The sequence below is a fragment of the Alistipes senegalensis JC50 genome (genome assembly GCF_025145645.1).
GTDB classification, from domain to species: Bacteria; Bacteroidota; Bacteroidia; order Bacteroidales; family Rikenellaceae; genus Alistipes; species Alistipes senegalensis.
Genome location: NZ_CP102252.1, coordinates 1 through 23,735, shown reverse-complemented (window position 1 = coordinate 23,735; position 23,735 = coordinate 1). Strand labels below are relative to the sequence as shown.

Sequence of the window (23,735 nt, the reverse complement as noted above, 5' to 3'; positions counted from 1 at the left end):
TTAAGGTGATATGCGGTTTACTTCTTGTTCTTCTTGAATTGGCCGGGATAAGGTTCCACCATGCAGCGTTTCGCCCACTCCTCGTATGCTTTCGTCAGCTCTTCGACCTTCGCGGGATTCTGCTTGGCGAGGTCGTGCTGCTCCGAACGGTCGTTGTTGAGATCGTAGAGCTCCCAGGGGTGTTTGTTGCCCTGACGGACGATCTTCCAGCCCTCCTTCGAGAGGAACGCGCGTTCGTTGAAGTGTTCGAACCCCAGGTAGTCGTGTCCCTCGCGCTCGCCTTTGCGCAGCACGGGTACGAGGCTCTTGCCTTCGAGCGGGATGATCCGGTTGCCGTCGTAGGTCGCGGGGTATTCGGCGCCCGAGAGGTCGAGACAGGTGGCCATGATGTCCATGACGTGTCCCATCTGGCCGGTCACCTTGCCGCGGAGGCTCTTTTTGAGTCCCTTGGGCCAGTGGGCGATCACCGGGGTGCAGATGCCTCCGCTGAACGACTTGGCTTTCCAGAACCGGAACGGGGTGTTGGCCACGTTCGCCCATTTCGCGCCGAGCGATGCGTAGGAGGTCTCGGGACCGGGCATCACCTCTTTCTTTTTCGGATAGACGATGGGACGTCCGTCGCGTGTCATGTCGGGACGGTCGTTCTCGCCGGGCGAATAGTTCTGACAGCTTTCGCTGCTGCATCCGTTGTCGGAGAGGAAGATGATCAGCGTGTTGTCCATTTGTCCGTTCTTTTCCAGAGCGTCCAGCACCTGACCGATTCCCTGATCCATCCGGTCGATCATGGCTGCGTGCACGGCCATTGCGCGCGCGTCCCATTCGGCATTGGGGTTATCCTCCCATTTGTCGTTGAACTGGCGCTGCGAAAGGAAATCCTCCTGTCCGGGGAAGATGCCCAGCTGCCTGATGCGTTCGTAACGCCGGTTGCGAATGACTTCCCAGCCCTCCTTATAGATGTCCTTGTATTTCTCGATGTCCTCGGGCAGGGCGTGCAGGGGCCAGTGGGGCGCCGTGTAGGAGAGGTAGAGGAAAAACGGTTTGTCGTCTTTGGCGTATTTGTTCACGTAGCTGACGGCCTTCTGCGAGAGGTCGTCGGTAATGTAATATCCCTCGGGAACCTCGCGCACGGGCTCCTCGCCATCGACGAGGCTGAACGGGTCGAAGTAGTTCACCACGCCGTAGATCGTGCCGTAGAAATCCTCGAAGCCGCGGCGGGTGGGGTAGTTGATCTTGTCGGCGAACTCCTCGTGGTAGACATGGTGGGCCAGCCATTCGCGCTGGTCGGGGCGCAGGGGCGTTTCGGCGATGTGCCATTTCCCGACCATGCCCGTGTGGTATCCCGAACCGCGGAGCGCCTCGGCGATCGTCACGGCGTTCTTCGACAGCGTGCCGCGGTATCCCGGCAGGTGGTCGTCGAAAGTCATCCGGCCGATACCCGCCTGGTGCTGGTAGAGGCCCGTGAGCAGCGACGCCCGGGTGGGGCAGCTGCGGCTTGTGTTGTAGAAGTTGTTGAAGCGAAGCCCGTTCGCTGCCAGCCGGTCGAGGTTGGGGGTATGGATTTCACCCCCGTAGCATCCGATGTCGGAGAAGCCCAGGTCGTCGGCCAGAATGACGATTACGTTCGGCCGGGCGTCTTTCTTCGGCTTGGCCGTGCAATGTTCGCTCTCGGCGGCCGCTGCGGTCAGAAGAGAAACGGGAAGAATTAATTTACTTGGATTCATCGTTATGTTGATTTTGAGATTCGGTTTTTATGCCGGACGGTTTTTTAAGCGCTTTGCCGATCGGTTCCGGGGAGCCCAGTTCGGGGGTTCCCTCCGTCGAGAATCCGATTTTCTGCATGCGTACGGTGCGCGAATAGGGCCGGTAGGGGTCTCCCACGATGTTCCGGGCCATGTAAACCAGAAAATATTCGGTTCCGTCGGGCGAGGGGATGATGAACGGGTATCCCGGGGCGTAGACGCCCGGCGCCGAGGCGGTCCGTGCGTCCGGAGTCTTTTTCCACGACGGATCGGTCATCGTGAAGACCGGTTTGCTCTTTTTCTTCCACGACGCGGCGTTGAGCAGATCGCAGCCTTTGGCTGCCGACAGCTCGCCGATCGCATAATAGGGGGTCCACATGGCGCTGGCCGAGTAGTAAATGTAGAGCCGGTCCGTGCGGTCGTTTCCGAAAAAGAAGGGAGCCTCGTTGACGTAGACCGGATAGGCGGTTTTATAGCCGTCGGGGTTTACCCACTGCCGTTCCCATTCGTGTTCGGGCGCGGAGATCCGGACACGCGGGGTGCATTGGGTCCAGGGGTTTTCCAGCCGGGCGATATAGATGCCCTGCGTTTCGGCGTAGACTCTGCGGGATTCCCATCCCGACCAGATCAGATAGAGTTCGCCGTCGTACTCGAAGGCGTAGGGATGGATGGCCCAGTTATCCTCCGGGTCGGTCCTGATGCGTCCCCGCATCGTGAACGCTCCGTCGCGCGGGTCTTGTTCTGCGTTTTCGAGCACGTAGATCCGGTGGTTGTCCGTATTGCCGTCGTCGGCGCTCAGGTAGATGTACCATTTTCCCCGGATGTTCACGATCTGGGGGTGCCAGATATGGAGCAGCCCGTATTCTGCCCTGACGCGGCATACGGTGCTGGGGGTGCTCTGTTCCAGCCGCGTCGGGTCCGCACCGGCGTACAGTTCCAGATTGCCGTTCGAATTCGTGACGTAATAATAGGTTCCCTCGTGGAAATAGATCGAGGTGTTCTCGTATTTGAGGACGACGGGGTTTTCGAAGGTATCGTCTCCCGCCGTCTCTTTCCCCGCGCACGCGGTGCACAGCAACAGCAGGGTGGAGATGATCCGGCCCGCGGTCCGGCGCAGCGATGCGGTATGTACGGGAGTTTTCATGGTCGGGTTGGTTTTAAGGTCTCGTTTTCTGATTACAAATTTCGGAAATAATAATTTTTTGTCCGCAACATTTTGATCAGGAAAAAACAGTATTTAGCCAAAATCGCTCCGGCGGCGTTCGGTTGGCGGGAATATTATGTTTATTGGTCAAAAATTAGTGGTTCGTAGCGGTTGTTATATCTATATTTGTATGCAAATAAATCGTGATGTTTTTTATGTTGTTTCCCAAACGCCCGGCTTTCGCCCTCTTTTTCTGCGCCGTCCTGGTTTCAGGTTCCGCTGCTGCGCAGCGGGGCGAATATGCCGCACGCGCCACGGCGATGCTCGATTCGCTCTATACCTATTATTCCGTCCCCGGGACCCGGCTCCTCCGGGAGAACTATCCCGACGACGGCGCCTATAAGGCGACCTACCTCGCCGGCGAATCCGCAGCCAACGAATTTTCCTACCTCTGGCCGTTTTCGGGAACGCTGTCGGCCGTTGCGGCCCTCGTCGAAACGGAGGGCTGGGAGCGTTTCGGGCCTTTGCTCGACTCGGTGGTCCTGCCCGGGCTGCGGGAGTATGCCGACGACCGGCGACGACCTTTCGCCTATGCCTCCTATATCCGTTCCGCTCCGGCTTCGGACCGTTTCTACGACGACAATATCTGGCTCGGGATCGACTTCGCCGATCTCTACGCCGCAACCCGCCAGCGGCGTTTTCTCGACGAAGCGGAGCGCATCTGGCTCTTCGTTGCCAGCGGGACCGACGACCGGCTGGGCGGCGGCATCTATTGGTGCGAGCAGAAAAAAGGGTCGAAAAATACCTGTTCGAACGCTCCCGGGGCCGTTTTGGCCCTGAAACTCTATCTGGCGACGGGCCGGGAGGAGTATCTCGAACAGGGGCGGGCGCTCTACGAATGGACGCGCAAGAGGCTTCTCGACCGTTCCGACGACCTCTATTTCGACAACATCTCGCTGAAAGGGGCGGTCAACAAGGCCAAATTCTCCTACAACAGCGGTCAGATGATCCAGGCGGGCGCCCTGCTTCACCGCATCACCGGCAAAAAACGTTATCTCGCCGAAGCGCAGCAGACCGCCGCGGCCTGCCTGACCCATTTTTTCCGGCCCGTTCACAAACCGGGCGGCGGTTCCGTCCGGATTCTGCGGCGCGATAAAATCTGGTTCGATGCGGTGATGCTGCGCGGATTCATCGAACTCAGCCGTGAAGACGGCCGTCAGACCGGTCTGGATGCCTTTCGTCAGACGCTGGACCATGCGTGGACCTGCTCCCGCGACTGCCGGGGCCTTCTGGCTGATTGGAGCGGCCGCGGCCGCGAGGGGCGCAAGTGGCTTCTGTCGCAGGCTGCGCTGGCCGAGATGTTCGCCCGGATGGCGGATGTCGCCGAATAACCGACTTGTTGAATCTTAGAATCATACCGAAAAGATGAAGAAAAACTCAAAACTGCTGATTTTGACTGCCGTATCGGTGTTTTGCATCGGGGCGCAGTCGCATGCTTCCGCTGAGCTGCTCATTCCCGCCGACGCTACCCGGTTGTCGGCCCGGCCAGCCTGCTATTCGAAGACGAACCGGCCCCCGGAGTCGGAGCGCCTGTTCAAATCCGCCGCCGTCGAAGCGGAAATCGCGCGCGTGAAAAGCGTCCTGACCAACTCGAAGCTGGCTTGGATGTTCGAAAACTGTTTTCCGAATACGCTGGACACGACGGTTCGCTACCGCAAGGACGACGACGGCAAAGACGATACGGTGGTCTATACGGGCGACATCCACGCCATGTGGCTCCGGGACTCGGGTGCGCAGGTGTGGCCCTATCTCCAGCTTGCGAACCGCGATGAACATCTGCGCGGCATGCTCGCGGGCGTCATTCGCCGTCAAATGAAATGTATCGAGCTCGATCCCTACGCCAATGCTTTTCTGGACCCCTACGACCCTAATCCGGACCACCAGTGGATGAAGGACAAGACGCAAATGCGTCCCGAGCTTCACGAACGGAAGTGGGAGATCGACTCGCTGTGCTACCCGCTTCGCCTGGCGTATGAGTATTGGAAGGTGACGGGCGACACTTCGGTTTTCGACGAGCATTGGCTCGCCGCCGTGCGGAATATCCTGCGCACGTTCCGCGAGCAGCAGCGCAAGGAGGGCGTGGGGCCCTATACGTTCCGGCGCCGTACGGAGCGGCAGTTGGATACGGTCTGCAACGACGGCAAGGGCAATCCGGTGAAGCCGGTGGGGCTGATCGCCTCGGTTTTCCGCCCTTCGGACGACGCTACGACGTTTCTGTTCCTGGTTCCCTCGAACTTTTTCGCCGTAACGTCGCTGCGCAAGGCGTCCGAAATCCTGACGAAGGTGAACGGGGAGAAGAAACTGGCCGCCGAATGTACGGCTCTTGCCTCGGAGGTCGAGACGGCGCTCCGGAAGTATGCCGTCTGCGACTATCCGGATTTCGGTAAAATCTATGCTTTCGAGGTTGACGGCTACGGCAACCGCTTCCTGATGGACGACGCGAACGTTCCGAGTCTGCTGGCCATGCCTTATCTGGGCGATATGGACGTGAAGGACCCGATTTATCAGAACACCCGCCGCTTCGTGTGGAGCACGTCGAATCCCTATTTCTTCCGCGGTACGGCGGGCGAGGGCATCGGAGGACCGCATGTCGGTTACGACATGGCCTGGCCGATGAGTATCATGATGAAGGCTTTCACCTCGACGGACGACGCGAAGATCAAACGCTGTGTCGAAATGCTGATGACGACCGACGCCGGGACGGGCTTCATGCACGAATCGTTCGATGTGAACGACCCGAACAAGTTCACGCGCTCGTGGTTCGCATGGCAGAACACGCTGTTCGGGGAGCTGATCCTCAAACTGGTGAATGAAGGCAAAACCGACCTGCTGAACAGCATCACGGTGCAATAGGACCGTCGGGGCGAACGAAAACCGGGGCTGATCGTCAGTCCCGGTTTTTTTCAGAGATCGTGCGAGAGCGGGGCGGGGACCGCGCCGCTCAGGTCGTAGCCGCCCCAGCGGACGGCGATTTCGTCGAGCGTCGAGAACAGGCAGTCGATGTCGAGCGACGTGACGAGTTTCAGACGCGTGGACTTGAAGTCGGGCAGCCCCTTGAAATAGTTCGTCAGATGGCGCCGCATTTCGAGAATGCCGACATGGTCGCCCTTGATTTCGAGCGATTTCCGCAGATGCTCCTTGGCGATGGCCACCCGTTCCGTGACCGACGGCTGGGGCATCACCTCGCCTGTCGTAAGATAATGCTTCACTTCGCGGAATATCCACGGACGGCCGTAGGTCGCGCGGCCGATCATCACGCCGTCCACGCCGTAGCGGTCGAACATCTCCCGGGCTTTCGGACCCGAATCAACGTCGCCGTTGCCGATGATCGGAATGCGTATCTGCGGGTTGTTCTTGACCCGTCCGATCAGCGTCCAGTCCGCTTCGCCGCGGTACATCTGGGCCCTTGTACGGCCGTGGATCGTGAGCGCCGCGATGCCCGTGTCCTGTAAACGCAGGGCTATTTCCTCGATGTTTTTCGACTCCTCGTCCCATCCCAGGCGGGTTTTCACCGTCACGGGGGTCTTCACCGCCGCGACGATCCGCCGCGTCATCTCGACCATCAGCGGCACGTCGCGCATCATGCCCGATCCGGCGCCGCGCCCGGCGATCTTCTTCACCGGGCAGCCGAAATTGATGTCGATGATGTCGGGTCCGGCCGCTTCGGCCATGCGCGCCGCCTCGACCATCGGTTCGATCAGGTGGCCGTAGATCTGGATGCCTACGGGGCGTTCCGCGTCGTCGATTTCGAGTTTTTTGAGCGATTTGGCCGCGTCGCGGATCAGCCCGTCCGAGGAGATGAACTCCGTGTAGACCACGTCGGCGCCGAAACGCTTGCACATGTAGCGGAACGACGGATCGGTCACATCCTCCATCGGCGCCAGCAGCAGGGGGCGGTCTCCTAATTCTATGTCTGCGATTTTCATGCTTGTTCCGGTTGTTCGAGGGTGACGAGCACCTTGTCGATGCGCGCTCCGTCCATGTCCACGATTTCGAGCGTGAAGCCGTTCCACGACAGCTTCTCGCCCGTGGCCGGGATGTGGGCCAGCTGGTCGAGGATCAGGCCGCTGACGGTGTTGTAGGCGTTGTTCGGGAACACCTCTTCGAGCCCGAACCAGGCGAGGAAGTCGTAGTAGGGGCACTGTCCATCCACGAGGCAGCTGCCGTCGTCGCGCCGCACGATGTCGGGCTCTTCGCGCGGGTCGGGGAGCTCGCCCACGAGCGCTTCGAAGATGTCTTTCAGGGTGATGATGCCGCGTGTGACGCCGAATTCGTCGCAGATGATGCCGTATCCCAGCTGCTCGCTGCGCAGCTGTTCGAGGGCGTTGTAGACCTCGAATCCCTCGTGGAAGAACTTTCCGGGAGTCAGCAGCGCGCGCAGATCGAACGCAGGGGCATTGAGGTGCAGGAAGAGGTCTTTGAGGTAGACCACGCCCAGCAGTTTGTCCAGACTGCCTTCGCCGACAGGGTAGCGGTTGTGGGGCGCGCGGGCCACGACTTCGCGGATTTCATCGGCCGTCATCGACACGTCGATCCACACCAGCTCGCTGCGGTGCGTCATGATCGACTCCACCGTGCGGTCGCCCAGCGAAAAGACGCGGCCCATGATCTTCTCCTCGACCTCCTGCACTTCGCCGTCTTCGGCGCCCTCCCGGATGACCGAGCGGATTTCCGCCTCGGTCACTTTGCTTTCGGCCTTGTGCAGCCCCAGCAGGCGGGTGACGCCCGCCGTGCTTTTGGAGAGCAGCCATACGAACGGCGACGCCACGACCGAAAGCGCCCGCATGGGGCGTGCCACGATTTTCGCGGCTTTCTCCGCGGCGTTCATGCCGATGCGCTTGGGTACCAGCTCGCCGAAGATGATCGTGAGGTAGGTGACTGCGATGACGATCGTGACCTGTGCCGTGACGGTCGCCGCACGCATCGGGATGCCCAGTTCGGCCAGCTCCCGGCCGAATTTGGCGGCCAGCGTGTCGCCCGAATAGATACCCGTGAGGATTCCGATGAGCGTGATGCCGATCTGCACCGTCGAGAGGAACCGGTCGGGGTCTTTGGCCAGCTTCAGGGCCTGGCGGGCCCCTGCGCTGCCCTGACGGGCCTGCATTTCCAGATTCGAACGGCGGGCCGAGATCAGCGCGATTTCCGACATGGCGAAGAGCCCGTTGAACAGAATCAGCAGCAGTATGACGAGAATTTCCATGAATGTCTTGTCGGTTTACCCGGCAAATATACGGATTGTTTCAGAATATCGGGGCACGGGATTGATTATTCGGCGAAAAACGTTAAATTTGCAGGCAAAAATCAATTCGCACATGAATATCGAGACCTTTATTTCGGATGCGGTCCGCCGGTCGGTGGAGACGCTTTACGGAGAGCTCGGCGACGAGCAGTTGCAGATTCAGAAGACCCGCAAGGAGTTCGAGGGCGACTATACCCTCGTGACGTTTCCGCTGCTGCGACGAAGCCGCAAGTCGCCCGAGGCCACCGCGACCGAGATCGGCGAATATATGACGGCCAACATCCCGGAGATCAAGGCTTTCAATGTAATAAAAGGCTTCCTGAACCTCTCGCTCGACAGCAGTTTCTGGGCGGCGCGCTTCGCCGATATCGCTGCCGACGACGCTTTCGGACAGGCGCCTGCTACGGGCCGCACGGTGATGATCGAATACTCGTCGCCCAACACCAACAAGCCGCTGCACCTGGGGCACATCCGCAACAACCTGCTGGGGTACTCCGTGGCGCAGATCCTCGCGGCGAACGGCCACACGGTCATCAAAGCCAATCTGGTGAACGACCGCGGCATCCACATCTGCAAGTCGATGTTGGCGTGGAAGCTCTACGGCAACGGCGAAACGCCCGCCTCGACGGGCATGAAGGGCGATCACCTCGTGGGCAAATACTACGTGGAGTTCGACAAACACTACAAGGCCCAGATCAAGGAGCTCGTGGCGCAGGGACAGTCGGAGGACGAGGCCAAGAAAAACGCCCCGATCATGCTCGAAGCGCAGGAGATGCTGCGCAAGTGGGAGGCCAAGGACCCCGAGGTTTACGCGCTGTGGGAGACCATGAACGGCTGGGTGTACGAGGGCTTCGATGTGACCTACAAGGCATTGGGCGTCGATTTCGACAAGGTTTACTACGAATCGCAGACCTATCTGCTGGGCAAGGCGCTGGTGGAGGAGGGGCTCGAAAAGGGCGTTTTCTACCGCCGTCCCGACAATTCGGTGTGGATCGACCTCACGGCCGACGGCCTCGACGAAAAACTGCTGCTGCGCGGCGACGGCACGTCAGTCTACATGACGCAGGATCTGGGCACGGCCTTCCGCCGCTTCGAGGATAACAAGCTCGACGACATGATCTATGTCGTGGGCAACGAGCAGAACTACCATTTCCAGGTGCTGAAACTGGTGCTGAAAAAGCTGGGCTATGCCGACTGGAGCGACCACATCACCCATCTGTCCTACGGCATGGTGGAGCTTCCCGAGGGCAAGATGAAGTCGCGCGAGGGCACGGTGGTCGATGCCGACGACCTGATCGCGGACATGGTTTCGACGGCCCGCGAGATGTCGGCCGAGCTGGGCAAGCTGGACGGATGCACGGAAGAGGAGGCGAACGCCGTCTCGACGATGGTCGGACTGGGCGCCCTCAAATACTTTATATTAAAGGTGGACCCCAAGAAGACGATGCTGTTCGATCCCCGCGAGTCGATCGACTTCAACGGCAATACGGGGCCTTTCATCCAGTACACCCACGCGCGTATCTGCTCGATCCTGCGCAAGGCCGCCGAGGCGGGCATTGATTTCGAAGGGGCTGCCGCCGCCGACTATCTGCCCGAAGAGATCGACCTGGTGAAGACGCTGACCGAATATCCTGCGGTCGTAGCCGCTGCGGGCGAGAATTTCGCGCCGTCGATCATCGGGGCCTACGTCTATGAACTGGCCAAACAGTTCAACGGCTACTACCACGACCATTCGATCCTCAAGGAGGAGAACACCGACACGCGCCGGATGCGCCTTCAGCTGGCCCGGCAGGTCGCCCGCGTCATCCGCCGCGGCATGAAGCTGTTGGGCATCGACGTTCCCGAACGGATGTAATTCATTCAGTGACAATATGGAACGGAGGTTTTTCGAAAACCTCCGTTTTTTGTTGTCTTTACCGTGGTACGAATCTTGCGAGAGGGTAGTGCAGTCAACTAACACTATTTTAGCGTGAAAACAATCGTATCTACATTCGCTTTTTCTCTCGCGTTGTGTGCCGCTGCCGGAGCGGCGGCACAGACCAAGAGTGCGGTGACGGCGCCTGCGGCCGATACCGTATTGCTGTCGGAAACCACCGACGGAGACTGCATCGTCCGCAGGTTTCTCGTCAAAAGCCGGAACGATGCCGACTATTCGGTCCGTTACCGGATCAATCTGGCGACGCTCAACGCCGCGCTCAGCGGCAACCCGAAGGAGCTCGACGAACTCAATGCCTTCGTCGCCGACCTGGCCAAAGACACCTTGAAGCAGGTCAGCGCGGTGACCGTCACGGGCTATTCGTCGCCCGACGGCCCCGTGAAATTCAACGAGGCGCTGGCTGCCCGCCGGGCCAATGATTTCAAGACTTATCTCGACCGGAAATACGGATTTTCGAAGAAGTACAAGGTGACGGTGAATTCCGTCGCCGAGGATTGGGAGATGTGCCGCACGCTGGTCGCACAGTCGTCCGTGCCCGATAAGCAGGCCGTGCTGGGGATTCTCGACGGCCGGCAGTCTCCGGATCAGAAGGAACTGGCTCTGAAAAAGATGACCGCCGCATGGGACTATATGAAGGAGAACATCCTGCCGCCGCTGCGCCGTGTCGAATTGACGATCGACTATAAGGTCAACAGCATCGTCGAGCAGCGTATGTTGATTTCCAAACCCAAGCCCCAGCCGGCGCCGCAGCCCGCACAGCCTGCCGAACCGTATGTGGTCGTCGATGAGCAGGTGAACGGGATCATCGTCGAGATGCCCAACGAGCATGAGTATAAGAAAGAGGTGCGCGAGGAATCCCGCGAGGCCCGCAAGGAGGCCCGTGCCGCCGAGAGACTCGCTAAAAGGGAGGCCCGCGAAGCCCAGAAGATAGTCCGCCAGCAGGAGAGGGCGGCCAAGAAGATCGCCAAAAAGGAGGCCAAGGCCGCCAAGAAGGCCGAGAAAGCCGCCAGGAAAACCTATAAGGAGCTCGAGAAAATGTAATCGGCAAAAAGATTCCGGATTTCCGGAATCTTTTTTTGTCCGCTTCCCGCACGGAAATTATTTCCCGGGGCCGCAGTCTGAAAATGTTTGATAATCCGAAACGTTTTACTACCTTTGTCGAAGCAAAAATTCTAAAATCTACCGAATATGGCAAATTTACGTAATCTGAAAAAGGAGATTGATTACCGCCTCGAAGAGGTTGTTTTCGACTGCGATATGGCTATCTGTTTCCAGCCTTCGAAAGAGAAGGAGATCTTTGCGGTGATGCAGGAGGCTGTCGCCGTTCGCAACGACTTGTTCGCCAAGGCGATGAATCCCGCCGAGCCGCACAATGCGTCGCTCGTTCGCAAGCACTATGCCGCGCTGCGCGCCGAGATGGACGATGTTTTCGGCAAACTCTTCGAGAAGCTGAGCCAGATCAACGGCCAGAAGTAATTTTCGACGACTGCGGCATCCCTGCCTCACAGTCTTGTCCGCCCCGAACGGGAAATACACAGTATTCCCGTTCGGGGCGAACTGTGTCATCGGGAAAAGGGGATCATGGGCCACTTCGTTCCTGAAATCCTTTGCATGCCTCGCCCACAAGGACCGCTTCTTAAGCGGGTTATTCGTGGTCGCAGCATCCGTCCCCCGGGTGGTGCTCCAGCACGGTGTGGGGGATGTGGCCGTGCGAAACGAGCTGAATAGGGCAGTCGTAGTTGCGCAGCTGCTCTTCGGTCAGCACGTTCGAACGGTGACGGTGCACGCGGCGGTTGACGCAGACGATCTCTTTCACGACACTCGTAATCGTGCCGATGTCGTGCGACACCATGACGATTGCCATGTGCGTATTCAGTTCGTGCAGCGTGCGGTAAAGCTCTTTCTCGAACTTGTTGTCCACGAAATTCGCGGGTTCGTCCAGAATCAGCAGCTTCGGGTCCGAGATCACGGCCCGGGCCAGCAGCGCCCGCTGCATCTGGCCGCCCGACACCTCTCCGATCGGCTGGCGGGCCGTTTCGGCAATCCCCGACGAGGCCAGCAGCGCCATCGCCTTTTCGCGGTCCTCCCGGGTGTAGGGGGAGCGGAACCCGCGGCGGCCCTGCAATCCCGACAGCACGACTTCGAGCACCGAGATCGGAAACTCCCGGTCGAAATCCGACAACTGCGGCATATAGCCGATCAGCCGCTCCTTGCCCCGGAACAACTCCGGCGCCAAACATATTTCGCCCGTATGGGGCACGGTTCCGAGTATGGCTTTCACGAGCGTCGTCTTTCCGCCGCCGTTGGGACCTATGACACCCAGGAAATCGTCGTCGCCGATTTCCAGATCGACATGTTGAATGGCTTCGTATCCGTCGTATGCGACGCTTACGTCGCGCATCGTTACCAGATTCATTTTGCGGTGATTAAGTCGGTTATCGTGTCGATGTTCGCTATGGCGTCCCGGTCCAGCGGATCAATCGCCACGTATTCGGCGTCGATGTCTCGGGCTATGACCTCCACGGTCGATGCCGGGAATTGCTTTTGGTAGAATATCCGGCGGACTCCATCCTCCCGGGCTTGCCGGATGATCGCCGTCAACTGCCTGGCCGAGGGCTCCTTACCGTCTGCTTCGATGGCGACTTGCCGCAGCCCGTAGTCGCGGGCATAATAGGTGAGGGCGGGGTGGTAGACGATGAAATATTCGATGCCGCTCCGTGCGATTTTCTCCGCCGTGCGAGCGTCCAATGCTTGTAACTCTTTCTGCAACCGGTTATAATTGGTTTCGTATTTCACCGAATCGGGATAGGCTTTGCGAATGGCTTCGAAAGCGTTTGCCGCCATCTTCTGCAACGCCTTCGGGGAGGTCCAGACATGGGGATCAACACCGTGCATATGATTGTGTCCGTGGCTGCTGAGTGAACAAGAGCCTTCGATCAGGTCGATTCCGCGGCTCAGGTCGATGACTTTCTCCTGTTGTTCGACTTTGCCCAACAGCGAGGTTTCGAAGTCGATAAGTCCCACATTGAAAATAAGTTGCGCTTCGTTTAGCTCCACAAATTGTCTGGGCGTAGGTTCGAACGTCTCGGGACTGGCTCCGGCGGGCACGAGTACTTCGACTTCGAAATCTCCGCCGACAATGCTGTCCACAAGGCTTTGCAATGGTTGTATCGAAACGTATAAAATTCTGTTATTCTGACGGTTATTCGTTATGCAGGCCGTCAGCAGCACGATTGCCGACAGATATGTCGCAGTTTTACGCATGATTGATAATCAATGTTTTCATAATCCGAACAAAGGTAATAAAATTTTGCGAAGACCTTGCATTTGCGATTTGTTTTGCTTGGTGTTGTAGGATATAATATGATGTATTTCAGAATATCGCATCATTAATTTAACATAATGCCAATATTAATTCAAATATCTTTGTAGTGTATTGAATATGTATTGAGGCTAAAATCCTTTACATCTGTAACTGAGCACAAATAACTTTTAACTTTACCCGAATTTAACACCCCGTTATTATGGTGGATTACAACCGTTTTATCCGTGAGCTTGGGCCGTGCTACCAGCTCCATATCGAGGCCCTATCCATGACCATTCCCACAATTTAGACCGTGCAGGCTACCGCTATGTCTCCGATATTATCACGCCGTCGCTGGCTCTATTGGCCGAAATGTGCCCGATACGTTCGATAGATATAGACGCGCCGAAGCTCGACACCTACAAGGTCATGCGATGCTTTGAGTGGCCCGTAAAGGTCGATTCCGTGGACCACACCACACAGCGAATTATCACCAAAATTCACCCGCTTGTGGCCATGTCCAAACTCCTCGCCGCCTATCCCAAACAAATCACCGCGTTTCGGTTCGGCCTCTCGCACACCGTATATCTGAGCCCCTCAATCGACGATGACGATTATCAACATATGCCAGATGTGGAAACGCCATCTCAGGCGAGGTTCCATATCGGTTTTTGCTGTCAAAGTAAAATAAATAAAATCATGCCTTTAGGCATACCTTTAAGCCCGAGAGGGAACCGAATCGAATTGCTCCTCAGGTCTGTCGGCTATCTGCGTGCGCGCGCGTTTCGTGTGCGCATGGTGATTGCCGGTAATGTCTGAGGAGTCGATTGGGTTCCCTCTCGGATTCTTATTCTGATAGATGTATCTCGTTTTATGCCTGTAACATCTGTAAAAATTTCCGTCTTTATATTGTTAAAAACGCACCTTTAATAGGTGGACCGCTCGTGCAGCGTTGCACGTTTGTACAACTTATTATGTAAATTATTTTTATCATTTTTTACTATATCATGAATATTAATTCAAATGGGCTGTTCGTCTGTGTGTATATACAGGTGTTTGGCGATACCTAACGAGTACACGAGGACGACAGCCCACTTTCCGTTTAATTAGACATTGTAAACTCTCCTATCGGCTGTATGTGGAGAATCGTTAAAATTCGCCATTATGAATATGCATGAAATTGAAAATCTTATGGGTTTAATTCTGATTGGGATAGTCGTGGCGTGGTTGGTATTTATTTTCATCTTCGTGGCTGAATCTGCGGCCAACAAGGGACGTTCGACCACCGGGTGGTGCGTGTTGAGTTTGTTCCTGTCGCCAGTGGTGGTGCTGATCTTGCTTCACGTCATCGGCGAAACGCGTGAGTTCTACCGTGAGCGGCTGCGCCAAGAAGAACTGATGCGTATCGAGTTACATCGCCAGATAGCTGCTGCTGACGACCCTGATGAAGAAATTGAGGACCTCATACGAGCGTCCGTATCACGCCAACGTTTTTTATGACAAAAGCGAACCAATTATATGGTTCGCTTTCAAGGGTATTGTTGTATATAGTTACCACCTATGGTTATTACGGTCGAGACGATTGAATTGCCCTTGAATATTAGCTTTTCATACGCGGTGTATTTCGGGAAATTTTTTGAGTGAAAGATTTTAGCGCTTTGTAGGCTCGAAACTTTCGAAGGTTTGATCGTCGTAAAACAGTACGATCCGCTGAACGCTGGCTCCGGTTCGGCTGACCGGAAACTGGGATGCGGCCGATTGTGCCGGTGATCCGGCAACCTCCGGTTCCTGACGGTCGGCTTTCGGAGAGACGGCCTTGGTTTCGATCGACCCGAACAGATCATTGTCGATCGGAAGTTGCGAGGCGGACGCTGGAGCGGATGCCTGCGATATGCCGGGATGTTCGTCGCGGTACATCTGCGGCGAGTCAAGCAACAACCAGTCGGGGTTGATTTGCGGAAACCTTCTGAGAATCTTCTGAAGCAAATCGAAGCCCGGCTTGTTGCGTCCGGCGAGAATGTGGGAGATTCCGGCCGGATTGACTTCAAGTATTTCTGCAAGCTGGCTCGGCTTCAAACCCTCGTGTTTCATCAAATCGAGCAATTTTTCCTTCATTCGCGCAAATTTTTACAAATATAAAGATTTGTTTTTTGTAAAACAAGAAAAATCTACATTTGTAAAATGTTAATAAGTGTCGATAAAGTTTACATTTGTTAATTGCAGAATATGGTTAAATATGCCCGATAAACTTATCATAAATCTTTACTTTATATTATATTTGTTAAATCATTGGTAAATAGCGTTATTTATTCTATATATATGACATTGGGCATACTTACATCTCCTAACCATATAAAGCCTTCCATAAGTATGGATTTTTACTTTATGTAATTCTTGTAAACAGCTGGTTATTATTGCATATTTTGTTGATTGTTTAACGCTTTAACTTGTGTCGGAGCGGCCCTCAAAAAGGTTTTACTTCTTGAGAGTTCGTAATTTCCAAATGTATATATCAACAGGTGTGTAAACAGATGTATAGATTACAAATGTAATTACAGATGGAAAATCCACCGTCTCTTGATGTTTACAAATGTAAACAACCCACCCTTTCGGGTTGATTTTGGTGTGTTTTTGGGCTATTCCCGATAATTGACCGATAGAATTGACTGCTTTTGCTGATTTGGTGCACATTATGTTAAATAAAAAGAGGGCGGGTAGTGTTGATAACTCACTACCCGCCTAAAATACAGCGAATTATATTTTTGTTAACAATCCCCTATTTCGACAGTTTATCGGCGATTTCCCGGAACTCTTCCGGCGTCAATTTGAGCTTTTCGCGGTGGAAATCGACATCGTTTTCGCTCTGAATCGGAATCAAATGGATGTGCGCATGCGGTACTTCGAGCCCTAAAACGACCACGGCGACCCTTGCGCACGCTATTTCGCGCTGAATTTTGGCGGCTACCTTCTTGGCGAAGACCATCATGCCCGCCAAGGTCTGATCTTCGAGGTCGAAAATGTAGTCTACCTCTTGCTTCGGTACGACCAGCGTGTGTCCTTTGGTCAACGGATTGATGTCGAGAAATGCGTAGTAGTTCTCATCCTCGGCTACTTTGTAGGAGGGAATCTCCCCCGCAATGATGCGTGAAAAAATGGTTGCCATCTTCTTATGCTGTTTAGAAAAGTGTTTGCAGATTGGGGGCGCTCGGAAGCGGTCGCCGGGCTGGATGTAGGCTCTCCGGGACTCAGCTGCCCTATTCCTCGTCGAAACGGGGTTTCAGTATCTCCGAGTAGATCACGGCCTGCCGCAGGTCGAATTCTTCGGCGATGGTCGCCGCCTCTTCCGGCGCATCGGTAATGGCTTGGGCCGCGATTGCATCCTTTTCCGGCGCAGTTCTGAACCGTTCGGCGGCCCGATGCCGGAGAGCCTTCGTTTCGGCCGTTTTTGGCGCCGTATATTCCGGCTCGTACTCCTGAGCGGGAATTTCTTCGAGACTTCGGCATTCGTCCTCAAAAACGGGTGCAGCAGGCTCCGGGCGCGCCGGTGTGGCCGACGGCATCGGCATGTCGGGGGCCGACGAGGGCCATGCTTCGCCGTGGGGAGTCTGTCGGGCGCCTTTTCCGCGGGCCTTGCGGGATTGCGACACGACGTTGAAAATCATCGCTCCTACGATGATCACGGCCCATATGACAGATGCAAAATCCTCCATGACCTCAGCTTAATGTTCGTTTGACACTCTCTATGCCCTTTATCTTGCGCAGTTTGTCCATCACGGCGTGGAGGCTTTCGGCGTCCTTCACATAGAGACTGACGCTGCCTTCGAAGATGCCGTCGTGGCTGTGGATGTTCACTTCGCGGATGTTGATGTTGAAATCGGCACTCACGACCTTCGCCAGGTCGAGCAGAATACCCTGCCGGTCGATGCCGCGCAGTTCCGTGGTCACGAGGTACGACATGGCCTTGTGCTGCGACCATTTGATCTCCTCCTTGACGATGTTTCGCCCGAATTGTGCGGCCAGTCGGTTCAACTCGTCGCACGTGGCCTTGTGGACGATGATGTTTCCCGTCGCGGGATCACGATACCCTACCACCTTGTCGCCCGGAATCGGCTTGCAGCATTCGGCGATTTCGAACTGCGGTTCCGCCGCGGTCTGTGCATCCGCCGCCGGGGCGATTTCGCCCGGGGTCTGGGGATCGTCGGCGTCCTCCTCCTCCTTTTTGGGGATGAAGAGGGTCCAGAATTTGAGTATCTTGCTCTTGGAGTTGACTTTCAGGGCCTTGTCCAGGCTGTCGAGCGAGACGATTCCCGCTCCGATCTTGCTGTATAGTTCCTCCTTGTTGTTGCAGTCGTAGATGGGGACGATCTTGCGCAGCACACGGCCGCTGAGTTTGACATTCAGCGACTTCATCTTCTCGTCGAGCATCTGCATCCCCCGCTCGATGTTGTTCTGCCGCTCGCGTTTGAGGAAGCTCTTGATCGCCTGTTTGGCTTTGGCCGTGGTCGCTATTTCCAGCCATTCGGGCTTGGGGCGGGCGTTGTCGGCGGTGATGATCTCGATCTGGTCGCCGCTGTTGATCTGCGTGGTGATCGGTTCGAGTTTGTGGTTGATCTTGGCGCTGATGGCGCTGTTGCCGATCTTCGAGTGGATGTCGTAGGCGAAGTCGAGGGCCGTGGCGCCGAACGGCATTTTCCGGGCCTCCCCTTTCGGTGTAAATACCACTATCTCCGATGTATACAACGATAACTTAAAGTTGTCCAGGAAGTCTACGGCATTCTCCGTCGGACTGTTCAGCGCCGCCCGGATCTGTTTTAGCCAACGGTCGAATTCGTCTTCGTCCTGCGAGATGGTGGCGTGCTTGTATTTCCAGTGTGCGGCGAATCCGCGTTCGGCGATGTCCTCCATGCGCTGCGTGCGGATCTGCACTTCGACCCAAACCCCGTCGGGGCCCATCACCGTCGAGTGCAGCGCCTCGTAGCCGTTGGCCTTGGGCATCGAAATCCAATCCCTCAGCCGGTCGGGCTTGGGGGTGTAGATGTCGGTGATCGTGGAATAGATCTGCCAGCATTGGGTCTTTTCCGAGGGGAACGGCAGCGGTTTGAAGACGATGCGGATGGCGAACAGGTCGTAAATCTCCTCGAAGGGAATCTGTTTGCGCTGCATCTTGCTCCAGATCGAGTAGACGCTTTTTACGCGGCCCGAAATCTCGTAGTTGATGTTGTCGCGGTTGAGCGCAGCGATGATCGGGGCATTGAACTTGTCGATGAATTCCCGGCGCGAAGCCTCGCTCTCCTGTAATTTCTGGGTGATTTCGGCGAACTGCTGCGGAAAGCGGTACTTCATGCAGAGATCCTCCAGCTCGCTTTTGATCGAATAGAGCCCCAGTCTGTAAGCCAGCGGCGCGAAAAGGTAGATGGTTTCGCCGGTGATCTTTATCTGCTTGTTCATCGGCATCGCCCCCAGCGTGCGCATGTTGTGCAGCCGGTCCGCGATCTTTATCAGAATGACCCTTACGTCGTCCGAAAGCGTGAGGAGCACTTTCCGGAAATATTCGGCCTGCTCCGAGGTGTCGGCGTTGAATACGCCCGACATCTTCGTCAGGCTGTCAACCATCGAGGCGATTTTGGGTCCGAAAATACGTTCCATGTCCTCCACGGTGTATTCCGTGTCCTCCACGACATCGTGCAGCAGCGCCGCGACGACCGATTTCACACCCAGCCCGATCTCCTCGATGACGATCTTGGCTACTGCAATAGGATGCAGGAGGTACGGCTCGCCGGAGCGGCGCCTTACCCCCTCGTGTGCCTCCTTGGCCAGGAAAAATGCCCGTTTGATGAAATTCCAGTCCTCGTCGTTCTTGCAGATCTTGGTGCAGGACAGCAGGAGATCATCCCATTTTTCCTTTATAAGCAGCTCATCCTCGGCAGTATACCCCATATGTTACTCCTTTTTGGTCTTCATGGCCTCTCGGACGTTGGCCTCGATCTCGTTGCGCAGCTCCTCGTCGTTTTGAAGCAGTTCCTTGACCGCGTCGCGTCCCTGGCCGATCTTTTTGTCGCCGTAGGAGAACCACGATCCGGCCTTCTTGATCACGCCGTAGTCAACGCCCAGGTCGATGATCTCGCCGATTTTCGAGATGCCCTCGCCGAACATGATGTCGAACTCCGCGCGTTTGAACGGGGGCGCCACCTTGTTCTTCACGACCTTGACCTTGGTGCGGGTTCCCAGTTGTTCGTCGCCGTCCTTGATGACCGAGACGCGGCGGATGTCGATGCGCACCGAGGCATAGAATTTCAGCGCGTTACCGCCCGTCGTGGTCTCGGGGTTGCCGTACACCACGCCGATCTTGTCGCGCAGCTGGTTGATGAAGATGCAGACGGTCTTGGTCTTCGAGATGCTCGACGTGAGCTTGCGCAGCGCCTGCGACATCAGCCGGGCCTGCAAGCCCATCTTCGACTCGCCCATCTCGCCTTCGATCTCGGCTTTGGGCGTCAGCGCCGCCACGGAGTCGATGACGATGATGTCGATGGCGCTCGAACGGATCAGCGAATCGGCGATTTCGAGCGCCTGCTCGCCGTTGTCGGGCTGCGAAATGAGCAGGTTGTCAACGTCTACGCCCAGTTTTTGCGCATAGAAGCTGTCGAAGGCGTGTTCGGCGTCGATGAAGGCGGCGATGCCGCCGGCTTTCTGGGCTTCGGCGATGGCATGGATGGCCAGCGTGGTCTTACCCGACGACTCGGGGCCGTAGATCTCCACGACGCGGCCTTTGGGATACCCTCCCACGCCGAGCGCCATATCGAGCGTGATCGACCCCGTGGGGATCACCGGCACGTCGTTCACTTCGGTGCTGTTCATGCGCATGATCGAGCCTTTGCCGAAGTCCTTCTCTATTTTCTGCATCACGGCGTCCAAGACTTTGAGCTTGTCCGCGTTTACCTGTACTTTTTCTGCCATATCGGGTTTTCGTTTTTTACTGTTTGTAGGAATCAATGATTTGCTGGTAATGGTTCTTGGTGTCCACCTTGTTGAAAATCTTTTCGATGCGTCCTTCGGCGTCGATCACGAACGTCGTGCGCAGGACGCCCATGTATTTGCGTCCGTACATCGACTTCTCGGCCCACACGCCGTAAGCCTCGCAGACCGAATGGTCGGTGTCCGCCAGCAGCGTGAAGTTCAGTTCGTGTTTGTCGCAGAAATTCCGGTGCGACTTTTCGCTGTCGGGGCTTACGCCGACGATGCGGAATCCCATCCGGGTCAGTTCGGCCTTGCCGTCGCGCAGGCTTTTGGCCTCCAGCGTGCAGCCCGAGGTGTTGTCCTTGGGATAGAAATAGAGTATCGTGCGCTGTCCGCGGAGGTCGGCGAGCGTCAGCGGTTCGCCGTCTTGGGTCGTGGACTTGAAATCGGGGGCCATCTCCCCTGCCTGCAACTGTGTCATCGCGTTTTTTGAAAAAGGTAATTATTTCTCAAAGATATGAAAATTTCCGGTGATTTCCGCGCTTCCGGGGCGACTTTTTTGCGGTCTCAATCCCAGAGGTAGGTCACCTCGACCTGTTCGTTGAACTCCTCCTGCGTGGTGTTGAGCCGCCGCCGGCAGGCCGGACACCGGATGGCCGTTTCGGTTTCGACGTATTCGCCGCAGCCGACGCACATCGGCATCAGTCCGAAACCCGGCTGCGTGGAGTGCTCGAACTGCGCTCCGCAGTGCTTGCACCTGATCTTGTAAGCTGTTCCCATTGTCTTGTTGTTTTTGGTTCACGTTGCAAAGGAACGGCGCTCGTGTGACAGGTTGTGACACAACTATAAAATAGTGCGAAAAATAGATTCGCCCTCCTCGCCTACCTGCGGCGCATTCGCCGCGAGGTATTCCCGGATGTATCTCGTCAGCTCGGGCGAATCGACGATGCGGATGTCGTCCAGCAGCCCCACGACGAAGCGGCCCACCCCGGCCATGCCGGCGACTTCGGTGTCCAGTGCCCAGCGGCCCCGGCCCAGCGGTTTCAGGTCGCGTTCGGCCAGCGGGTATTCCTCGCACAGCAGGTTGTAGGCCAGCATGCCCAGTTCCAGACGTACGCGGCGGCGCGTTTCGCCGTGCATGCGGAATACGTCGATGAAGCCTTCGTCATGTTCGGCAGCGTGTTCCCACGCCGCGTTGGAGAGCTCCACGGAGCCGATGCGCGACGTTTTGAAGAGCTTGTTCGAGTGGCTTTCGAGGTCGTAGCACCACACCTGCACATAGTTGGTCGTGAAAGCGAAAGGTTCCACTCGACGGTCGCGGACCTCGCCGCCGTGCGGCGACTGGTAACCGTGCAGGACCGCCTGCCGCTGCTCCTCGATGGCTTCGATCAGCCGCCGGATGTTCGGGGCGTTCTTGCCCCGGACCACGGTGTCGGCCAGCGTCTTGTTGTCGTAGACCGAGTAGAGTTTGCGTTTGAGATTTTGTTTCAGGACGTTGTTGTCGTCGATATTTTCGATGGCGCTTTTCAGGATCACGGCCTCCTCTTCGGTGAAATGCACCAGCTGCGAGATGTCGCGGAAATGCGGCGACTCCTTGTCGAGACGGATGCAGTCGCCCGATTTCTTGATGACGAATCCCGCATCGCGGAAGGTGTCGATATAGCGGTAGACCGTGCGGCGCGACATTTGGAGCCGTTCGGCCAGTTGGTCGATGTTGTAGGTGGTGTTCGCTGTCAGCAGCTTCATCAGCCGCAGCAGGCGTTCCAGTTTGGGTTGGTCCATGCCTCTTGGGATATTTTAGGCAAAGGTAATAAAAAGTAGGATGGGTTCGAAACAGAATCGGGTGCGGTGCGGCAACCTTTCGATAAATAGAAGTGTCGTTACGACGCAAAAAGTCGTGACAACGAATGTCACGACCTCCTGTTTGTCCTTACGGTATGTTTGTCCTAACGGGCGAGCACGAGTTTTTCGATCTCTTCGACCTGGCGGCGGAACGCCTTGTCGGTCTCGATGAGGTTCGACACAGCCTTGCACGAGTGGAGTACCGTAGCATGGTTGCGGCCTCCGATGGCCGATCCGATCGTCGTGAGCGGGGCCTTGGTGTGCTGCTTGGCCAGATACATGGCGATCTGCCGCGCTTGGGCGATCTCGCGTGTGCGCTCCGTGGAGTTGAAGCGTGCGAAATCGAGATTGAGGTATTCGCACACGACCTCGATGATGTGGTCGATGGTCACCTCCTTCTGGTAGAGCTTCACGTAGACTTTCAGAATTTCCTTGGCCAGCGACGTGGTGATCTTGCGTCCGAGGAACGAGGCGTTGGCCACCAGCGACGAAAGCGCCCCTTCGATCTCCCGCACGTTGGCCGAGATGTTGTCCGCGAGGTAGGCCACCACGTCGTCCGAAATCTGAGCTCCCAGCTTCTGCGCCTTGGCGCGGATGATTTTGAGCTTCGTCTCGTAGTCCGGGGTGTTCAGCTGGGCCGACAGTCCCCATTTGAAACGCGTCAGCAGCCGCTGTTCGATGTCTTTCAGCTCCACGGGCGGTTTGTCCGAGGTGAGTATCAGCTGTTTGCCAGCCAGTTGCAGGTGGTTGAAGATGTTGAAGAACGCATTCTGCGTACCGGTCTTTCCCGTCAGCTCCTGGATGTCGTCGATGATGAGCACGTCGATCATCTGGTAGAAATGGATGAAGTCGGGGATCTCGCCGTTCTTGTAGGCCGTCTGGAACTGGGCCTGGAACTTGTTCATCGAGACGTACAGCACCTGCAATTCCGGATGACGCTGACGCACCTCGTGGCCGATCGACTGCACGATGTGGGTCTTGCCCAATCCCGAATCACCATATATATATAAGGGATTGAAGGGATTGTTGCCCGGATTCACCGCCACGGACATACCCGCCGAGCGGGCCAGCCGGTTGCATTCGCCCTCGATGAAGGTTGCGAACGTGAGGTTCGGATTCAGCTGCGGGTCGATGATTATCTTTTTGAGTCCCGGAATTACGAAAGGATTCTTTATATTTGCCGTGTTGGTCTGCGTGTTGAAGCGCGAGATGGCCGTCGTGTCGGCATCGGCCGCCACGGGGACCGCCGGAGCCGTCGCGCGGGGCACGGCGTAGTGCAGCCTCGTCTGCTGTCCGTAGAGTTGCGATATGATCGGTTTGAGGAACGGGATGTAGTTCTTCTCGATCTGGCGGACATAGCTTTCGTTGGGAACCTTCAACCGCAGCGTCGTCCCGTCGAATTCGAGCGGGATGATGGGCTGGAACCACTTTTCGAACTCCTCGGCGGATGTCCGGGCCTTGATCCGGTCCAAGCAGGTCTGCCACATATCGCTATATGTCTGCGTGTTGTTTAGCAT

Annotated in this window: 22 protein-coding genes; 7 read left to right on the top strand and 15 right to left on the bottom strand. The window is 56.5% G+C overall.

What is annotated here, in order from left to right:
- Window positions 1–17 precede the first annotated feature (17 nt).
- The gene (locus NQ519_RS00110) at window positions 18–1,721 is read right to left on the bottom strand and encodes an arylsulfatase (protein ID WP_019150104.1); all 1,704 of its coding nucleotides are present in this window, start codon (window positions 1,719–1,721) and stop codon (window positions 18–20) included.
- Window positions 1,708–2,883, bottom strand: coding sequence for a glycoside hydrolase family 43 protein (locus NQ519_RS00105; RefSeq protein ID WP_019150105.1), 1,176 nt, complete (start codon window positions 2,881–2,883; stop codon window positions 1,708–1,710). Before NQ519_RS00105 ends, NQ519_RS00110 begins: the two co-directional genes overlap by 14 nt.
- 215 nt (window positions 2,884–3,098) lie before the next feature.
- Between NQ519_RS00105 and NQ519_RS00100 the strand changes: the two genes are divergently transcribed.
- Together NQ519_RS00100 and NQ519_RS00095 are read left to right on the top strand one after the other, a co-directional pair.
- On the top strand, window positions 3,099–4,274 hold the full coding sequence (locus NQ519_RS00100) for a glycoside hydrolase family 76 protein (RefSeq protein ID WP_019150106.1): 1,176 nt from the start codon (window positions 3,099–3,101) through the stop codon (window positions 4,272–4,274).
- Between the two features lie 34 nt (window positions 4,275–4,308).
- A complete protein-coding gene (locus tag NQ519_RS00095) occupies window positions 4,309–5,796 on the top strand; it encodes a glycoside hydrolase family 125 protein (protein WP_019150107.1) in 1,488 nt (495 codons plus the stop codon).
- Between the two features lie 50 nt (window positions 5,797–5,846).
- On the opposite strand, the gene dusB is transcribed toward NQ519_RS00095, so the two are convergent.
- Both dusB and NQ519_RS00085 read right to left on the bottom strand, forming a co-directional pair.
- Complete coding sequence (gene dusB, locus NQ519_RS00090) at window positions 5,847–6,869, bottom strand: tRNA dihydrouridine synthase DusB (protein WP_019150108.1); 1,023 nt, start codon at window positions 6,867–6,869, stop codon at window positions 5,847–5,849.
- A complete protein-coding gene (locus NQ519_RS00085; protein ID WP_019150109.1) occupies window positions 6,866–8,143 on the bottom strand; it encodes a hemolysin family protein in 1,278 nt (425 codons plus the stop codon). The genes dusB and NQ519_RS00085 overlap by 4 nt, the downstream gene beginning before the upstream one ends.
- A gap of 112 nt (window positions 8,144–8,255) precedes the next feature.
- Between NQ519_RS00085 and argS the strand changes: the two genes are divergently transcribed.
- The 3 genes from argS (at window position 8,256) to NQ519_RS00070 (ending at window position 11,594) form a co-directional block, all read left to right on the top strand.
- Window positions 8,256–10,037, top strand: coding sequence for an arginine--tRNA ligase (argS, locus tag NQ519_RS00080; RefSeq protein WP_019150110.1), 1,782 nt, complete (start codon window positions 8,256–8,258; stop codon window positions 10,035–10,037).
- Between the two features lie 114 nt (window positions 10,038–10,151).
- Complete coding sequence (locus tag NQ519_RS00075) at window positions 10,152–11,159, top strand: hypothetical protein (protein ID WP_227901063.1); 1,008 nt, start codon at window positions 10,152–10,154, stop codon at window positions 11,157–11,159.
- Window positions 11,160–11,306: 147 nt separating this feature from the next.
- On the top strand, window positions 11,307–11,594 hold the full coding sequence (locus NQ519_RS00070) for a hypothetical protein (protein WP_019150112.1): 288 nt from the start codon (window positions 11,307–11,309) through the stop codon (window positions 11,592–11,594).
- A 169-nt stretch (window positions 11,595–11,763) separates the two neighbouring features.
- Here the strand turns inward: NQ519_RS00070 and NQ519_RS00065 are convergent, their stop codons facing one another.
- The gene (locus tag NQ519_RS00065) at window positions 11,764–12,534 is read right to left on the bottom strand and encodes a metal ABC transporter ATP-binding protein (protein WP_227901064.1); all 771 of its coding nucleotides are present in this window, start codon (window positions 12,532–12,534) and stop codon (window positions 11,764–11,766) included.
- A complete protein-coding gene (locus NQ519_RS00060; protein ID WP_227901065.1) occupies window positions 12,531–13,382 on the bottom strand; it encodes a metal ABC transporter solute-binding protein, Zn/Mn family in 852 nt (283 codons plus the stop codon). The genes NQ519_RS00065 and NQ519_RS00060 overlap by 4 nt, the downstream gene beginning before the upstream one ends.
- 556 nt (window positions 13,383–13,938) lie before the next feature.
- Here NQ519_RS00060 and NQ519_RS00055 point away from each other — a divergent pair.
- Both NQ519_RS00055 and NQ519_RS00050 read left to right on the top strand, forming a co-directional pair.
- Complete coding sequence (locus NQ519_RS00055) at window positions 13,939–14,241, top strand: hypothetical protein (RefSeq protein WP_147513153.1); 303 nt, start codon at window positions 13,939–13,941, stop codon at window positions 14,239–14,241.
- A gap of 345 nt (window positions 14,242–14,586) precedes the next feature.
- A complete protein-coding gene (locus NQ519_RS00050) occupies window positions 14,587–14,922 on the top strand; it encodes a hypothetical protein (RefSeq protein ID WP_019150114.1) in 336 nt (111 codons plus the stop codon).
- A gap of 150 nt (window positions 14,923–15,072) precedes the next feature.
- Here the strand turns inward: NQ519_RS00050 and NQ519_RS00045 are convergent, their stop codons facing one another.
- The 9 genes from NQ519_RS00045 to dnaA all read right to left on the bottom strand — a co-directional run bounded on the left by NQ519_RS00045 (window position 15,073) and on the right by dnaA (window position 23,735).
- Window positions 15,073–15,537 (bottom strand): helix-turn-helix domain-containing protein, encoded by a 465-nt coding sequence (locus NQ519_RS00045; RefSeq protein ID WP_019150115.1) that lies wholly within the window; start codon window positions 15,535–15,537, stop codon window positions 15,073–15,075.
- A 661-nt stretch (window positions 15,538–16,198) separates the two neighbouring features.
- On the bottom strand, window positions 16,199–16,585 hold the full coding sequence (locus NQ519_RS00040) for an HIT family protein (RefSeq protein ID WP_019150116.1): 387 nt from the start codon (window positions 16,583–16,585) through the stop codon (window positions 16,199–16,201).
- A gap of 91 nt (window positions 16,586–16,676) precedes the next feature.
- A complete protein-coding gene (locus tag NQ519_RS00035) occupies window positions 16,677–17,132 on the bottom strand; it encodes a hypothetical protein (RefSeq protein WP_026076388.1) in 456 nt (151 codons plus the stop codon).
- A gap of 4 nt (window positions 17,133–17,136) precedes the next feature.
- Window positions 17,137–19,359: a RelA/SpoT family protein gene (locus tag NQ519_RS00030; RefSeq protein WP_019150118.1), complete on the bottom strand. Its 2,223-nt coding sequence runs from the start codon at window positions 19,357–19,359 to the stop codon at window positions 17,137–17,139.
- A gap of 3 nt (window positions 19,360–19,362) precedes the next feature.
- The gene (gene recA / locus NQ519_RS00025; protein ID WP_019150119.1) at window positions 19,363–20,376 is read right to left on the bottom strand and encodes a recombinase RecA; all 1,014 of its coding nucleotides are present in this window, start codon (window positions 20,374–20,376) and stop codon (window positions 19,363–19,365) included.
- A 16-nt stretch (window positions 20,377–20,392) separates the two neighbouring features.
- On the bottom strand, window positions 20,393–20,857 hold the full coding sequence (gene bcp / locus NQ519_RS00020; RefSeq protein WP_026076389.1) for a thioredoxin-dependent thiol peroxidase: 465 nt from the start codon (window positions 20,855–20,857) through the stop codon (window positions 20,393–20,395).
- 86 nt (window positions 20,858–20,943) lie between these two features.
- Window positions 20,944–21,156, bottom strand: a complete 213-nt coding sequence (locus NQ519_RS00015) for a hypothetical protein (protein WP_010259265.1) — start codon at window positions 21,154–21,156, stop codon at window positions 20,944–20,946.
- Window positions 21,157–21,219: 63 nt separating this feature from the next.
- Window positions 21,220–22,158 (bottom strand): helix-turn-helix transcriptional regulator, encoded by a 939-nt coding sequence (locus NQ519_RS00010; RefSeq protein WP_019150121.1) that lies wholly within the window; start codon window positions 22,156–22,158, stop codon window positions 21,220–21,222.
- Window positions 22,159–22,322: 164 nt separating this feature from the next.
- The gene (dnaA, locus tag NQ519_RS00005; RefSeq protein ID WP_019150122.1) at window positions 22,323–23,735 is read right to left on the bottom strand and encodes a chromosomal replication initiator protein DnaA; all 1,413 of its coding nucleotides are present in this window, start codon (window positions 23,733–23,735) and stop codon (window positions 22,323–22,325) included.